General features: G+C 60.7%; 14 protein-coding genes. 5 read left to right on the top strand and 9 right to left on the bottom strand.

The window, feature by feature from the left end; all coding sequences use genetic code 11:
* From BFN10_RS28785 to BFN10_RS13315, 3 genes are all read left to right on the top strand, one after another.
* On the top strand, window positions 1-597 hold a 597-nt coding region (locus tag BFN10_RS28785), incomplete at its 5' end, for an HNH/endonuclease VII fold putative polymorphic toxin (protein WP_083402342.1).
* Window positions 594-1,019: an Imm50 family immunity protein gene (locus BFN10_RS28780; RefSeq protein ID WP_083351557.1), complete on the top strand. Its 426-nt coding sequence runs from the start codon at window positions 594-596 to the stop codon at window positions 1,017-1,019. The genes BFN10_RS28785 and BFN10_RS28780, both read left to right, overlap by 4 nt.
* A gap of 124 nt (window positions 1,020-1,143) precedes the next feature.
* A complete protein-coding gene (locus BFN10_RS13315) occupies window positions 1,144-1,506 on the top strand; it encodes an Mpo1-like protein (protein ID WP_071490045.1) in 363 nt (120 codons plus the stop codon).
* Window positions 1,507-1,508: 2 nt separating this feature from the next.
* Here the strand turns inward: BFN10_RS13315 and BFN10_RS13310 are convergent, their stop codons facing one another.
* The 3 genes from BFN10_RS13310 to BFN10_RS13300 form a co-directional block, all read right to left on the bottom strand.
* A complete protein-coding gene (locus tag BFN10_RS13310; RefSeq protein ID WP_071490044.1) occupies window positions 1,509-2,306 on the bottom strand; it encodes an acyl-CoA thioesterase in 798 nt (265 codons plus the stop codon).
* Window positions 2,307-2,396: 90 nt separating this feature from the next.
* Window positions 2,397-3,158 carry a CHAD domain-containing protein gene (locus tag BFN10_RS13305; protein WP_071490043.1) on the bottom strand — a complete coding sequence of 254 codons (762 nt, stop codon included), beginning with the start codon at window positions 3,156-3,158 and terminating at the stop codon, window positions 2,397-2,399.
* A 44-nt stretch (window positions 3,159-3,202) separates the two neighbouring features.
* Complete coding sequence (locus BFN10_RS13300; RefSeq protein ID WP_012722962.1) at window positions 3,203-3,481, bottom strand: hypothetical protein; 279 nt, start codon at window positions 3,479-3,481, stop codon at window positions 3,203-3,205.
* A gap of 214 nt (window positions 3,482-3,695) precedes the next feature.
* Here BFN10_RS13300 and BFN10_RS13295 point away from each other — a divergent pair, with 214 nt between their 5' ends.
* Entirely contained in the window at window positions 3,696-4,733 is a 1,038-nt protein-coding gene (locus BFN10_RS13295; RefSeq protein ID WP_071490042.1) for a patatin-like phospholipase family protein, read from the top strand.
* Window positions 4,734-4,925: 192 nt separating this feature from the next.
* Here BFN10_RS13295 and BFN10_RS13290 read toward each other — a convergent pair whose 3' ends face one another.
* The 6 genes from BFN10_RS13290 to kdpF form a co-directional block, all read right to left on the bottom strand.
* Window positions 4,926-5,615, bottom strand: coding sequence for a response regulator (locus tag BFN10_RS13290; RefSeq protein ID WP_071490041.1), 690 nt, complete (start codon window positions 5,613-5,615; stop codon window positions 4,926-4,928).
* Between the two features lie 37 nt (window positions 5,616-5,652).
* On the bottom strand, window positions 5,653-8,304 hold the full coding sequence (locus tag BFN10_RS13285; RefSeq protein ID WP_071490040.1) for a sensor histidine kinase: 2,652 nt from the start codon (window positions 8,302-8,304) through the stop codon (window positions 5,653-5,655).
* Window positions 8,305-8,428: 124 nt separating this feature from the next.
* The gene (kdpC, locus tag BFN10_RS13280; protein ID WP_071490039.1) at window positions 8,429-8,974 is read right to left on the bottom strand and encodes a potassium-transporting ATPase subunit KdpC; all 546 of its coding nucleotides are present in this window, start codon (window positions 8,972-8,974) and stop codon (window positions 8,429-8,431) included.
* A gap of 64 nt (window positions 8,975-9,038) precedes the next feature.
* Window positions 9,039-11,102, bottom strand: a complete 2,064-nt coding sequence (kdpB, locus tag BFN10_RS13275) for a potassium-transporting ATPase subunit KdpB (RefSeq protein ID WP_071490038.1) — start codon at window positions 11,100-11,102, stop codon at window positions 9,039-9,041.
* 8 nt (window positions 11,103-11,110) lie between these two features.
* Window positions 11,111-12,805, bottom strand: a complete 1,695-nt coding sequence (gene kdpA, locus BFN10_RS13270) for a potassium-transporting ATPase subunit KdpA (RefSeq protein WP_071490037.1) — start codon at window positions 12,803-12,805, stop codon at window positions 11,111-11,113.
* Window positions 12,806-12,814: 9 nt separating this feature from the next.
* Complete coding sequence (kdpF, locus tag BFN10_RS13265) at window positions 12,815-12,904, bottom strand: K(+)-transporting ATPase subunit F (protein WP_003218754.1); 90 nt, start codon at window positions 12,902-12,904, stop codon at window positions 12,815-12,817.
* 245 nt (window positions 12,905-13,149) lie between these two features.
* Between kdpF and BFN10_RS13255 the strand changes: the two genes are divergently transcribed.
* Window positions 13,150-14,285 (top strand): IS3 family transposase gene (locus tag BFN10_RS13255; protein ID WP_428842196.1). Its coding sequence is split into 2 segments (ribosomal slippage): window positions 13,150-13,396 and window positions 13,396-14,285, totalling 1,137 coding nucleotides; the frame shifts between segments, so codons are not numbered across the junction.
* Window positions 14,286-14,335 lie beyond the last annotated feature (50 nt).

Genomic DNA, 14,335 nt, shown 5'->3' with positions numbered 1-14,335 from the left:
TTCGATCAGGAAAGCGGGCTGCACTACAACCGCCATCGCTACTACAATCCGGATGTTGGTCGTTACCTGACGCCTGATCCAGTGAAGCTGGCGGGTGGGATTAACACATACCAGTACGTGCCAAACCCTATGGGTTGGGTGGACCCCCTTGGGCTAAATGCTAATTGCACTGGTTCAGTAAAGAAAAATCCAACCTGCGCTATACATGTTGAACCTGACGTACCTGACGTATCTCGTAAAGGAGCGTTCCGCGAAGCAAAAAGAGACGCCAATATACCGATGGCACAACAACCTGATGTAATTACCGCCCCAAGATCTGGTGCAAAAAGACAATACAGCATTGTGAAAATGTCAGACATAAATGGAAAAGCCATTTTAGATAGCTCAGGAAAACCGGTTCACACGAGGGTCTACCAATATACGAGGGCCGATGGGTCCAAAGTGTTAATACAAGATCATTCGGCTGGGCATAAATTCGGTACTCCAAACGGAGTTGGAGATCAAGGCGCTCACTTCAATTTGCGTCCATTTGATACACCTCGAACCGGTAGCGTCCCAGGAACAAAAGACCATTACATATTCAAGGATAAAAAATGAAATACTGGAACAATCTTGATGGAACTATATTTTTCAACAAAGTGTTCAGTCAACCAATTGAAATCGGCAACGTTTACATTCATTCACTGGGTATAGAGAATGATCAACCCTCTTTCGGGGTTGGTTTTGACATACCTGACTTTCCTGATGTCTTGCCTGAAAAATGGAAAAACAAAGGATATAACACGTGCAGAATTGGCCTGACCTGTTATGAAATCAGCAACTTAAAAATAGTAAATCTTCCACGAAAAGAGATTTTTAGCATAAATATAAAGCGAGAAACCGGGTACTTTTTATTCACCGCAAAATCAAAAAACGCCTCTATTGAATTCAAAGCTAAGTGGCTTTCCATGGAAGGTCCGACAGTTTATATAAATCATCCAGAACCAGGAGACTGTAATTGGTCAGACGATACTCTATAAAAATCAAAAGCGTGATTTACACAATCGATCTCTATGAATGCTATAGCAAACGCCAATTCGCCGCCCCGCCCGCCCCCACCTAAACTCTGTTCAAGTTATTTCAACGGACAGAGGATTCATCATCATGGGCAAACGTCACCCCAATCTCCCCGCCTGGCAATGGCGTCACTACCCGCAGAACCATCAGCACCCGACCAACCTGGCGTTGCACCTGATTGCCGTGCCGCTGTTCATCATCGGGTTTCTGTTGATTGTATCCGGGGTGTTCAGCCTGAGCCTGGCCAGTTTTGCCGTCGGTGTGGTCGGTATCCTGGCTGGCCTGGCGTTGCAGCGTCATGGTCATAGCCTGGAGGCCGAGGCCAGTGAACCGTTCAGTGATCGTAAAGATGCGGTCCAACGCCTGGTGGTCGAGCAGTTCGTGACCTTTCCGCGCTTTGTGTTGAGCGGTGGCTGGTGGCGCGCCTGGCGGCAGCGCCACAGGCATTGAGATCAAGCGAAGACCACCACGGTCTGGCGGCTGATGGCGATGAGTTCGCCGGTCGGGCTCCACAGGGCGGCGGCGGCATGGCCGTAGCCGTCGCGGGCGTGCTCGATATTGACGTAATACTGGCACCAGTCGAGGGTCGTGAGGTTTTGTAGCGGCTGGATGAATTCGATGGTCCAGGTCAGGGTGCTGCCCGGTGCCGGCTTTTTCAGGTGCGGCAGCAACGCAGGGGGCCAGGCGTCGACCAGGGCAAGGATATGCGCCTCCGTCAGCGGCTCTTCCTTCACATCGCCGCGCAACCGAACCCAACCGCCCATGTCGCGGGATTTATTACCGGTAAAGGGTAAGCCGCCGACGCTCCAGCGCATCGCCAGATGGCGCATGAATTCCGGGGTGACGCCCTTGATATAAGGCAGTTCCTGGCACTCATCCCAGTGCTTGAACACCGGCGGCGCTTCGCTTTCGACCGCGATTTCCGACTCACGGGCCCCACCGAAACTGGCCTGTACCAGTGTCGCCACTTCACCGTTCTGCACCACACGGCCAAGCAATTGGCTGACGGCTTTGCCTTCGCGCAGCACTTCGACTTGATAACTGGCGGGGACGTCCGGCGCTACCGGGCCAACAAAGGTGATTGCCAGCGACCTTAAAGGACGATCCGCGGGCACTTGGGCACGCAGGGCTTCGTATTGCAATGCGGCGACCAGGCCACCAAAGGTCGCACGGCCCTGGGCCCATTCGGCGGGGATGGTGACATCCAGCGGGTTGCTGCGGGCGGCGTCGAGCAAATCACTAAAGCGCATGGCGGTCTCACATCAAAGGGAACAGATGAGGGATCTTAACCATCAGGCCAGTCAGGTACAGCGCCTATTCCGGCCAAAAGCCGGACCGGCTTAGAAACAATCAGCGCTGAGTTTATCCAGCACTCGATCCGCCTGCCCTTCCGCCTTGGCCATGGTGCGATGCCATACGGCAACACAAGGTTGCAGATCAGCCTGGTGTTCAGCCTGGGCCAACCACTGCCAGCAGTCATGCCAATCCCCCAGGGCGCCCTGGGCTTTTTTCAGGTGCGACATGGCGTTGGCGGGCAATTTATCCAACTCGGGATAGGCCTCGGCGGCGTAGCGCACGCGCTTGATCAGCAAGCGGAGGCGATGGCGATCATGGCCCGGATCCTTCAAGGCCTTATCGAGTGCCTGCCATTGCTTGGCCAGACGCTTTTCGATGCGTGGGCGCAGGCCTTTGAGCAACTTCTGGTGCTCAGAAGCACGGATGAAACGCGGGAAGGCGTCGAGGATCAGCAGCAAGTGCGCAAGTTCCGGGCTTTGCGCCACCTGACGATAGGCATCGGGTTGCAGGCGCAGTCGTCGGTTTGCGGCCTCATGATGGCCATGCAGGTGCAAATACGCCGCCAACACCTCGCGGTCGCGTAGCGGCGTAGTCAATTGGCCGACCGTGCTGGCCGCCAATTCAAGCTGCTCCACCCCTGGCAAGCCGCGCAAGGGGCGCAATAGGCTGCGCAGACGACGCACAGTGGTGCGCAGGTCATGCAGGGCTTCATCGTCGGTGACGGCGGCAAGGCGAGCCTGGCAGCTCAGTAACCCTACTTCCAGGCCAATGACCTGAGCGACTAACTGATCGACCAAAGCTGACATCCTGCCCCCACTACCTGATGAGAAATCCTACTCGCTGCTACAGGTCAACGCCCGGCGCGAGACTCACGAATATAGAACCGCGCTTTCTCGGCCTTGTTGGAGCAGCCTTCAAACGCTTCAAATTGCTGCTGGGTCTTGGCGCCTGTCAACAAAGACAGTGCCTTAGAGTAGCTCACGGTGCCGGCAAAGCCTTCAGCCTTGGCCAGGTCAAGTTCTTTCCAGGCGGCGTCCAACTGGCTGCCGCAACTGTCGCGGTAGGCGGTTTTCCCGGCGCAACCAGCCAGGGCCAACACGATCACAGGCACACACATCCAGGCTTTCATCAATGACACCTCAAAAAGAAAAAACAGTCGTACGTTGTAGACGTTGCCTACAGGGAAAAGTGCCTGTCCTTAGCCTGAAATCGATAGTACCTATTGACCAGAGCATACCCGAGCAGCAGCGCTATCCTGGAAAAATATTGCAGGCTCCCACGAATATTGAAGCCGGCCTCTCATGGGTGCATTGTGGGCACCTGCCTTGGGGAGGACATGGACCATGAAGAAACGTGTTGCCTTGGTGCTGGGTTCCGGTGGAGCCCGGGGCTACGCCCATATCGGGGTGATCGAGGAAATCGAGCGGCGCGGCTACGACATCGCCTGTATCGCCGGCTGTTCAATGGGAGCGGTAGTGGGCGGCATTTACGCCGCTGGCAAGCTGGATGAGTATCGAAACTGGATTGAAAGCCTCGACTACCTCGACGTGTTGCGCCTGGTCGACGTGAGCTTCCGCCTGGGCGCCATTCGTGGCGAGAAAGTCTTCGGGCAGATCCGCAAGATCGTCGGCGAGATCAATATCGAAGAACTGCGCATCCCCTACACCGCAGTCGCCACCGACCTTACCAACCAGCAGGAAATCTGGTTTCAGGAAGGCTGCCTGCACCAGGCCATGCGCGCCTCGGCGGCGATTCCCAGCCTGTTCACCCCGGTGATGCAAGGCAAACGCATGCTCGTGGACGGCGGCCTGCTCAACCCGCTGCCCATCGTGCCGGTGGTGTCGAGCCACTGTGACTTGATCATCGCGGTCAACCTCAACGCCACCAATCAGAAGCACTACCAGTTGCCGGTGATCCAACGCCCGCCCGCGTTCAAGAGCCGCTTCAACAACCTGGCGAGATCACTCGGTTCGCACCTGCCCTTTCGTCGTAAGCAGGCCGAACAACTGATGAAACTCGAGCAGGAGGCGTTGGAAGCGCAGGCGGCGGAGATCAACCCGTGGCTGGAATCTGCCGAGCCGGAATCCCAACAACCCGCCGCGGCACCGGAAAAGCCCGGCGCACCGAAGTCGGCAACCGGGTCGTTCATCATTGATAACGTCGGCCCGGCTTCGCTGCTGGACCTGATCAACCAGAGCTTCGAGGTGATGCAGACGTCGCTGGCGCAGTACAAGATCGCCGGCTACCCGCCCGACGTGCTGATCAACGTGCCGAAGCGGGTGTGCCGGTTTTTCGAGTTCTACAAAGCGCCGGAATTAATCGCCCTGGGGCGGGAAATTGCCAGTGATACGCTGGACCGCTATGAGAGTGAGCAGCGCTGAAACAGGCGCGTCACTAACGCCGTTGTGGCGAGCGGGCTTGTCCGGCGTTGGGCTGCGCAGCGGCCCTCATCAATAAGCAGCCGGAGCGTCAGGCACTCCTGAGGGGCTGGCTTTGGGGCTGCTTCGCAGCCCAACGCGGGACAAGCCCGCTCGCCACAACAAGCCCGCTTGCCACAGAGAAGCACCTGAGATCTATCCGCCCAACAACCGATACCCCACCCCTGCCTCGGTCACGATAAACCGTGGCTGGGTCGGGTCATCCGCCAGCTTCTGGCGCAGGTGTCCCACGACGATGCGCAGGTAGTGGCTGTCCTCGGTATGGGTCGGCCCCCAGATATCCTTGAGCAATTGCTGCTGGGTAATCACCCGCCCAGGGTGCCGTGCCAGTTGCGCCAGCACCGCGTACTCCTTGCGCGTCAGCGCTACTTCAGCGCCGTCCAGCAGCACCCGGCGATAGGCCAGGTCCACCGTCAGCGGGCCAAAACGCAAGGCTGCTTCCTGGGCTTCCCCCGCTGGCGCCTGGCGTAGCAATGCACGCACCCGGGCGAGAAACTCCTGGATGCCAAAGGGTTTGGTCACATAGTCATTCGCACCGCCATCCAGGGCCTCGACCTTTTGCCCCTCGCTGGCCCGCACCGACAGCACCAGCACCGGCACCGTCGACCACTCGCGAAATTCACGCAGCACCTGCTGGCCGTCCATGTCGGGCAGGCCAAGATCGAGGACCAGGAGGTCCGGCTTGTTCAACGCTGCCTGGGCCAGGCCTTCGTTGCCGGTACCGGCTTCGATCACTTTGTAGCCCTGGGAGGCCAGGCTGATGCGCAGGAATTTGCGGATCTGCGGTTCGTCATCAATGACCAAAATCGTCGCGGTCTGGCTCATGGCTTCCAATCAAAATCCGTGAAGAAAACAGGGTAGCTCATGCCTCGCGCTCCAGGCCAGGCTGTGTCGGTAAAGGCAGGAACAAGGTGATGCAGGTGCCACGCCCGTCAATGCCGTCGGCCACGCTGATATGCCCACCGTGGGCGCCGACCATGCCCTGGCAGATTGCGAGGCCCAGGCCCGTGCCCTGCCCGCCTCGATCACCGCGTGCTGCGGTGTAGAACATATCGAAGATCTTTGCGCGCTCATCCTCGGGAATGCCGGGGCCTTCGTCGGCCACGGCGAAGAACAGCTGGTTATCGGCAACGCCGGCGCTCAGTTGCAAACGCCCTTGCGACGGCGAAAAACGCGCGGCGTTTTCCAGCACATTCACCAACGCCTGCTCGATCAACGCGGCATGCACATACAACAATGGCAACTCGGGCGGTACGTCGGTACTCACCTGCAACGGCGCCAGCACTGCACGCAGACGGCCGAGGGCGCTGCCGACGATATCACCCGGCGACACCCAATCCCGCGCCAGCTTCAACGCACCGTGGCCGAGGCGGGTCATGTCCAGCAGGTTCTGAATGTAACGGTCAAGACGCTCAGCCTCATCGCGAGTGCCTTCAAGCAATTCGCGACGATCCTCCAGCGGGATCGCTTCACCGAGTGCCAGCAAGCTGTCGATGCTGCCACGCATGGAGGTCAGCGGTGTGCGCAAATCATGGGAGACCGACGCCAGCAAGGCGCTGCGCAGTTGCTCGGTTTCGCCGTGCAACCTTGCAGACTCCAACTCCTGGGCCAGTTGCGCCCGCGCCAGCGCCTGGGCCAATGGCTGGCTCAAGGCGGTGAGCAGGCGACGGCGTTGGCCGCTCAATTCCAGGCCCGGTTTGGGACTGACCCCCAGCAAACCCAGCGGACCTTCTTCGCCCGACAACGGCCACCACCACCAACGTCCGAACGGCAGGGTCCCGGTGCCCATGCCCGCTGGTTGGTCATGTTGCCAAGCCCAATCGGCAGCAGCACGCTCGGCTTCGGTAAGCGTCAGCGGGCCGCCGGTCTCGATTGTCCAACCGCCTTGGCCATCACGATTGACCAGGCACAGGTCCAGGTCGCTCCAGCCTTCCAGGTGATGTGCGGCAGCACTGATCACCGCCTGGCGATCGGTGGCGGCCGTGAGTTTGCGCGACAGGTCGAGCAGCTCGCTGGTTTCTTCCTGGGTGTCGCGCAACGCCTGCAACTGGCGGCGCTGGCGCGCAGCCAGGTTGCCGGTCAGCGCCGCCATCAACAGAAAGAACAACAGGGTCAGTACGTCTTCTTCACGCTGGATGGCGAAGGAAAAATTCGGCGGGATAAACAGGAAATCATAGGTCAGGAACGACAACGCCGCACACACCAGCGACGGCCCCAGGCTGCTACGCACTGCCACCAGCAATACCGCCGCCAGGAACACCAGAGAGATGTTCGGCAGCGGCAAGGCGCTGGACACCGCCCAGGCCACCGCCGCCGCGACCACCGTGGCCAAAACCGCCAGTGCGTAGTCGAACCACACTAGCCCGCGTACATCCGGCAAGCGCGGCGGCGCCGGGATATCGTCGCTGTCGAGGACGTTGATTTCCAAACCTCGCGCATTACGCAACAAACGCGCCGCCAGGCCGCCGCCGAACAAGCGACGGCGCCAACGCATCCGCGACTGCCCCACCAGCAGCAGGCTGGCACGGCGTTCGGCGGCGTGCTGGATCAGCGTCTTGGCCACCTCCCCTGCGCGCAGCAACACCACCTCGCCGCCCAGTCGCTCGGCCAACTGCTGGGCATTTTGCAGGCGCAGCCGCGACTGCTCGTCCCGCGCACGACCGTTATCGATATGCACCAGGCTCCACGGCAAATGGCGGCGCTGGGCAACCCGACTGGCATGGCGCACCAGGCGCTCGGCCTGGGCATCGCCATCCACGCCGACCAGCAAGCGCCCACGCACCGCCGGCGCGGCTTGGCCGAGCTGGCGATAGCCTTGGGCCAAATCGTCATCGACGTGGGCGGCGGCGGTTTGCATGGCCAACTCGCGCAAGGCCATCAGGTTGGTCTGGGTGAAGAACGCATCGATGGCCGCCCGCGCCTGCTCAGGCACATAGACCTTGCCGTCGCGCAGGCGCTCCAGCAGCTCGCGGGACGGCAGGTCGATCAGCAGCAGTTCGTCGGCCTCTTGCAGCACCCAGTCCGGCAGGGTTTCACGCACTTGCACGCCGGTGATGCCGCGTACCTGGTCGTTGAGGCTTTCCAGGTGCTGGACGTTGACCGTGGTAAACACGTTGATGCCGGCAGCGAGCAGTTCCTGGATGTCTTGCCAGCGCTTTTCGTGACGGCTGCCGGGGGCGTTGCTGTGGGCCAATTCGTCGACCAGCACCAGCTTGGGCTTGGCGGCGAGCAGGCCGTCGAGGTCCATTTCTTCGAGCATCACGCCACGGTATTCGCTGCGCAGCAACGGTTGCTGCGGCAGGCCGCTGAGCAAGGCTTCGGTCTCGGCACGGCCGTGGGTTTCGACCACACCGGCGATCAGCTTCACGCCCTGTCGCAGTTGCGTGTGCGCGGCCTGGAGCATGGCGTAGGTCTTGCCCACACCCGGCGCGGCGCCAAGGAAGACTTTGAGCCGGCCACGGCCGTCCCGGGGCAGATCGGCTAACAGGGCATCGGCGCGGCCGGAGTCGCTCATGCTCGGGGTTCCTTCAGATGTTTATGGGTTGCGCCCCAGGCTGTCATCGCAGGCAAGCCCACTCCCACATTTGGAATGCATTCCCCTGTGGAAGCCGGCTTGCCTGCGATGGCGGCGCCACTGCCTACAACTTTTCCAGGGCCATATTCAGCGCCAGCACATTCACCACCGGCGGGCCTACCAGCGGGCTTTCGATGTGTTCATCGAGCAAACGCTGCAAAGTCGACACCGGCACATTCCGCGCCGCCGCCACCCTTGCCAGTTGATAGGCAATCGCCTGGGGTGGCAAGTGTGGATCAAGACCGCTGCCAGAGGTAGTCAGCGATGCCAGAGGCACCGGCCCTTGGCTCGGCACCAGCTGTTTACTCGCGTCATCGAAGATACGCGTCGCCAGCGCCGGGTTGCTGGGGCCGAGGTTACTGGCGCTGCTGGAGACCGTCGCAAACGCGCCGGCCGATGGGCGCGGATGGAACCAGCTGGCACCGGTAAAGTCCTGGGCAATCAGGCTGGAGCCACGCACCTTGCCGCTGTCGTCGCGCACCAGGCTGCCATTGGCCTGGTTCGGGAAAGCCACTTGGGCGACACCAGTCACCACCAGTGGGTAAGCGACGCCGGTGATCAGGGTCATGAGCACCAGCAGGCTCAGGGCCGGGCGGATCATGTTGGACATTTCGGATTCCTCAAGTCGGTCATTGCAACCTGTGGGCACCCGTCGGGCGCCCACAGGAATCGGGTCAAACCAGGTGCAACGCAGTCAGCAGCATGTCGATCGCCTTGATGCCCACGAACGGCACCAGAATCCCGCCCAGCCCATAGATCAGCAGGTTGCGCCGCAGCAATGCCGCCGCGCTCGCTGCCTGTACGCGCACACCGCGCAGCGCCAGGGGGATCAGCACCACGATGATCAGCGCGTTGAACACGATGGCCGAAAGGATCGCGCTCTGCGGGCTCTGCAAGTGCATCACGTTGAGCACGCCCAGTTGCGGATAGATCGAGGCGAACAGCGCCGGCAGGATCGCGAAGTACTTGGCCACGTCGTTGGCGATGGAAAAGGTGGTCAATGCGCCACGGGTCACCAGCAATTCCTTGCCGATCTGCACCACGTCCAACAGCTTGGTCGGGTCGCTGTCGAGGTCGACCATGTTGGCGGCCTCGCGCGCAGCCTGGGTGCCATCGTTCATCGCCATGCCGACGTCCGCCTGGGCCAGCGCCGGGGCGTCGTTGGCGCCGTCGCCGCACATCGCCACCAGGCGACCATCATTTTGCTCATGACGGATGCGGGCGAGTTTTTTCTCCGGGGTGGCTTCGGCCAGTACGTCGTCCACGCCCGCTTCAGCGGCAATCGCGGCGGCGGTCAACGGGTTGTCGCCGGTGACCATCACGGTACGGATTCCCAGTTTGCGCAGCTCGGCGAAACGCTCACGGATGCCCGGCTTGACCACGTCCTTCAGGTGGATCGCGCCGAGCAACTTGCCGTCGGCACACACCAGCAACGGGGTGCCGCCGCTCTGGGCGATCTTGTCGATTTCCCGCGACAGCGCAGGCTGCAAGTCGCGACGTTGTTGACCGATGAAGGCCAGCAGCGAATCCACCGCGCCTTTGCGGAACACACGGCCCTGGTAGTCGACACCGGACAAGCGGGTTTCAGCACTGAAGGGCACGGCCGTCAGTTCGTCTGCGGTCGGCTCGGCTTGAGGGTGCAAGGCGCGCAGGTATTCAACGATGGATTTACCTTCCGCCGTGTCATCGGCCAGGGAGGCAAACAATGCGCCTTCGGCCACTTCCTTGCCACTGACGCCAGGCGCCGCGACCACCGCCGCACAGCGACGGTTACCGAAGGTGATGGTGCCGGTCTTGTCCAGTAGCAACACATGCACGTCGCCCGCTGCTTCCACGGCACGCCCGGACTTGGCGATCACGTTGAGGCGCACCAGGCGGTCCATGCCGGCGATGCCGATCGCCGACAGCAAGCCGCCAATAGTTGTAGGAATCAGCGTCACCAGCAGTGCGACCAGGAACACCAACGGCAAGCTGCCGCTGGCGAAATGGGCGAACGGCTGCAGGGTTACCACCACCAACAGGAAGATCAGGGTCAGGCCGATCAGCAGGATATCCAACGCGACTTCGTTGGGGGTTTTCTGGCGCTTGGCGCCTTCCACCAGGGCGATCATGCGGTCCAGGGTCGACTCACCGGGGTTGGCGGTGATACGAATCAGCAGCCAGTCAGACACCAGGCGGGTGTTGCCGGTGACGGCTGAACGGTCACCACCGGACTCACGGATCACCGGTGCCGATTCACCGGTAATGGCCGCTTCGTTGACTGCCGCAATGCCTTCGATGACCTCGCCGTCACCGGGGATCATTTCCCCGGCGGCAACGCGCACCACATCGCCTTTGCGCAGGCTGGTGGCCGGCACGACCTTGAAGCTGCCATCGGCCTCCTTGCGGCGTGCGCTGAGGCCTTCGCTGCCGGCCTTGAGGCTGTCGGCGCGGGCCTTGCCACGCCCTTCGGCCAGGGCTTCGGCGAAGTTGGCGAACAGCACGGTGAACCACAGCCACACGGCGATTTGTACGGCGACAAACGTGGGCACGGTGGTGTCGGGCACGAAGCACAGCACAGTGGTGAGGATCGCGGTCAGTTCGACCACCAGCATCACCGGCGAGCGTTGCAGTTGGCGCGGGTCCAGCTTGACGAACGCCTGGACCAGCGCCGGGCGCCACAGAGCCGAGACGGCGGTTTTGGCAGGCTCCTGGGTTTTGACCGGGGCCGCATTTTTTGCAGGCATATTCATGTTCATATCGCCTCTTAGAAGCCCATGCTCAAGTGTTCAGCAATGGGACCCAGCGCCAGCGTTGGCAGGAAAGTCAGGCCGCCCACCAGCAGAATGGTCACGGTCAACAGGGTCACGAACAGCGGGCCATGGGTCGGGAAGCTGTTCTGGCCGATCGGTGCGGTCTTCTTCATCGCCAGGCTGCCGGCCAGGGCCAGGACCGGGAGGATGTAGCCGAAGCGGCCGATCAACATGCCCAGGCCCAGCATCAGGTTATGGAACGGTGTGTTGGCGCTGAAGCCACCGAAGGCCGAGCCGTTGTTGGCACTCGCCGAGGTGTAGGCGTAGAGCAACTGGCTGAAGCCGTGGGGGCCAGGGTTGCTGATGGCACTGGCCGGGCCAGGCAGGCTGGCGGCAATGGCGCCGAGCACGAGCACGCCCACCGGCATCACCAGCAGGGTCACCACCAGCAATTGCACTTCCTTGGCCTGCAGTTTCTTGCCCAGGTATTCCGGGGTGCGGCCGATCATCAGGCCGGCGAGAAACACCGCGATCAACACGTTGAGCAACATGCCGTACATGCCGGCGCCGACGCCGCCGAAGATCACTTCGCCGACCATCATGTTGACCAGCGCGACCATGCCGCTGAGTGGATTGAGGCTGTCCTGCATGCCGTTGACCGAGCCATTGGATGCCGCTGTCGTCGTCACCGACCACAGCACCGTACCGGCGGTGCCGAAGCGTGCCTCCTTGCCTTCCAGTGGCGCAGTCTGCTCCACGGCCGGATTGTTCAGGGTCGGGTTGGGCTGGTATTCGGCCCACAGCGAGGTCGCGCCGCCGATCAGGAACAACGCCAGCATGCAGCCGAGGATCGCGCGGCTCTGACGCAGGTCTTTCACGTAATGGCCGAAGGTGAACACCAGCGCCACGGGGATCAGGATGATTGACGCCACTTCGAACAAGTTTGCCCAAGCGGTAGGGTCTTCAAACGGATGCGCCGAGTTGACACCGAAGAAGCCACCGCCGTTGGTGCCCAACTGCTTGATCGCAATCTGACTGGCGGCCGGGCCCAGGGGGATCACTTGATCCACACCCTGCAGGGTCACGGCATCCACGTAATGGGCGAAGGTCTGCGGTACGCCCTGCCACACCAGGAACAACGCCAGCACCAGGCACAACGGCAGCAGGCCGTAGAGGGTGGCGCGGGTCATGTCGACCCAGAAGTTGCCCAGGGTCTTGGTGGATTTGCGACCGATCCCACGGCAAAGCGCGACCAGCACTGCCAGACCCGTCGCCGCGCTGACAAAGTTCTGCACGGTCAGGCCGGCCATCTGGCTGAGGTAGCTCAGGGATGCCTCGCCACTGTAGGACTGCCAGTTGGTGTTGGTCATGAAACTGACCGCGGTGTTGAAGGCCAGGGTCCATTCCTGCCCCGGCAATTTCTGCGGGTTCAGTGGGAGGTAGTCCTGGAACAACAGGATCGCGAACAGCAGCAAAAAGCCCGCGAGGTTGAAGGCAAGCAAGGCGAGCATGTACTTCTGCCAGCTTTGCTCCTGATGCTCGTCCACGCCCGACAGGCGATAACAGGCGCGCTCAACGGGACCGAACACCGGCGTAAGCCAGGTGCGCTGCCCTTCCATTACTTTGTAATAGAACCGCCCCAGGAACGGGGCCGGCACCAGCACCACGGCAAAGAAGGCAATGATCAGCCAATAGTCATAACTGTGCATGGCCAGCTCCTAGTTCCGATCCGCGCGTAACAGCGCAACCAGCAGATAAATGAACAGCGCCACGGCCAATAGCAGTGACACCCCGTCCAGAACGCTCATGGAAGTCTCTCCGTTTAGCGGCGAGTGCCGCGTGTGGGGCAATTGTCGGCAGGAGTGGCGTAAAGGAACGAGAGCGAGGGGGTGGGCGGGGCGTAAAGACGGCGTAAAGAGTGGGTTTATGCGGGGTTTACAGGGAGGTTTGGGCTGGATTGGAGGGCCTCATCGGGGGCAAGCTGAACTGGCCTAATGATTTTGGACACTTCAATCGGGCGCTATGATAGCGCCCAAATCTGAGGTGTTTGGATATGCGTAAATCTTATTCGAGTGAGTTCAAGCTCAAGGCTGCCAGCATGGTGCTGGATGAAGGTCAGCCGGTTACCGAGGTCTGTGCCAGCCTGGATATTGGTCCTACTGCTCTGCGCCGTTGGGTCGATCAAGTGCAAAAAGAACGCTTGGGCTCGACTCCGGTGGGAGCCAAGGCAATTACCGCTGATCAACGAGAGATCCAGAGACTCAAAGCCCTGCTCAGGGAGAAAGACCTGGACATTGAAATCTTAAAAAAGGCCAGTGCTCTCCTGCTTTTGGACGCCAAAGATCATTCACGCTGATCGATGAGCTGGACGAGCAGTACGGCGTTAAAAGGTGTTGCCGGGCGTTCGGGGTTAACCGCAGCAGCTTCTATGCCTGGCGCCAGCGCCAGGGCAGAGCAAATCCTGAGCGGGAAAAGCTCAAAGCCGCGCTGGTCAGGCACCACAAGGCGTCGAGAGAGTCGGCGGGCGCACGTACCTTGTCCAAGGAGCTGCAAGCCAAAGGACATCGTGTCGGACGTTACATGGCTCGCAATTTGATGCGCGAGGCTGGCATCGCTAGTCGTCAGCGCAGGCGCCATAAGTACAAGTCGCCGGGCGTGGAGGCCTTGGTGGCGCCGCATGTGCTCAAGCGGAAATTTGATGTGACGGCGGTTAATCAGGTGTGGTGTGGCGACGTAACGTACATCAAGGTCGGCAAGCGTTGGATGTACTTCGCCGCCGTTCTGGATCTGTACGCTCGCAGGATCGTAGGCTGGTCGTTCTCGATGATTTCGGATGCCAACCTGACCTGCGAGGCACTACGCATGGCAGTTGAGCTACGCGGCCATCCCGAGGATGTGTTGTTTCACTCTGACCAAGGTTGCCAGTACACCAGCCATAAATTCCGAAACGCGCTTGTGAAGCATGGGTTTAGGCAAAGTATGAGCCGTAAAGGCGAGTGCTGGGACAACGCCCCGATGGAGCGTTTCTTTGGTAGTTTGAAATCCGAGTGGGTTCCTGAAACGGGCTACAAACTGGAGCATGAGGCCCGGGCAGATGTGCAGCGCTATGTCTCGCGCTACAACATCAGCAGGCCTCACAGCTACAACGACTACCGGTCGCCGGTCGCGAAGGAAAGGTTGGCGGCATGAACCTTAATCGGTGTCCAAGATTACTTGACCAGTTCAAGCCCCCTCCCACA

This window comes from Pseudomonas extremorientalis (genome assembly GCF_001870465.1).
Classification (GTDB): Bacteria; Pseudomonadota; Gammaproteobacteria; order Pseudomonadales; family Pseudomonadaceae; genus Aquipseudomonas; species Aquipseudomonas extremorientalis.
This window is presented reverse-complemented; position numbering and strand designations above follow the sequence as displayed.

What these genes read in the sequence shown, in the direction of transcription:
- BFN10_RS13290 (WP_071490041.1), bottom strand. Translation starts at nt 5,615, where the DNA reads ATGAGCCAGACCGCGACGATTTTGGTCATTGATGACGAACCGCAGATC.
- BFN10_RS28780 (WP_083351557.1), top strand. Translation starts at nt 594, where the DNA reads ATGAAATACTGGAACAATCTTGATGGAACTATATTTTTCAACAAAGTG.
- BFN10_RS13310 (WP_071490044.1), bottom strand. Translation starts at nt 2,306, where the DNA reads ATGCGCTTTAGTGATTTGCTCGACGCCGCCCGCAGCAACCCGCTGGAT.
- BFN10_RS13285 (WP_071490040.1), bottom strand. Translation starts at nt 8,304, where the DNA reads ATGAGCGACTCCGGCCGCGCCGATGCCCTGTTAGCCGATCTGCCCCGG.
- kdpA (WP_071490037.1), bottom strand. Translation starts at nt 12,805, where the DNA reads ATGCACAGTTATGACTATTGGCTGATCATTGCCTTCTTTGCCGTGGTG.
- BFN10_RS13295 (WP_071490042.1), top strand. Translation starts at nt 3,696, where the DNA reads ATGAAGAAACGTGTTGCCTTGGTGCTGGGTTCCGGTGGAGCCCGGGGC.
- kdpB (WP_071490038.1), bottom strand. Translation starts at nt 11,102, where the DNA reads ATGAACATGAATATGCCTGCAAAAAATGCGGCCCCGGTCAAAACCCAG.
- kdpC (WP_071490039.1), bottom strand. Translation starts at nt 8,974, where the DNA reads ATGTCCAACATGATCCGCCCGGCCCTGAGCCTGCTGGTGCTCATGACC.
- kdpF (WP_003218754.1), bottom strand. Translation starts at nt 12,904, where the DNA reads ATGAGCGTTCTGGACGGGGTGTCACTGCTATTGGCCGTGGCGCTGTTC.
- BFN10_RS13315 (WP_071490045.1), top strand. Translation starts at nt 1,144, where the DNA reads ATGGGCAAACGTCACCCCAATCTCCCCGCCTGGCAATGGCGTCACTAC.
- BFN10_RS13305 (WP_071490043.1), bottom strand. Translation starts at nt 3,158, where the DNA reads ATGTCAGCTTTGGTCGATCAGTTAGTCGCTCAGGTCATTGGCCTGGAA.
- BFN10_RS13300 (WP_012722962.1), bottom strand. Translation starts at nt 3,481, where the DNA reads ATGAAAGCCTGGATGTGTGTGCCTGTGATCGTGTTGGCCCTGGCTGGT.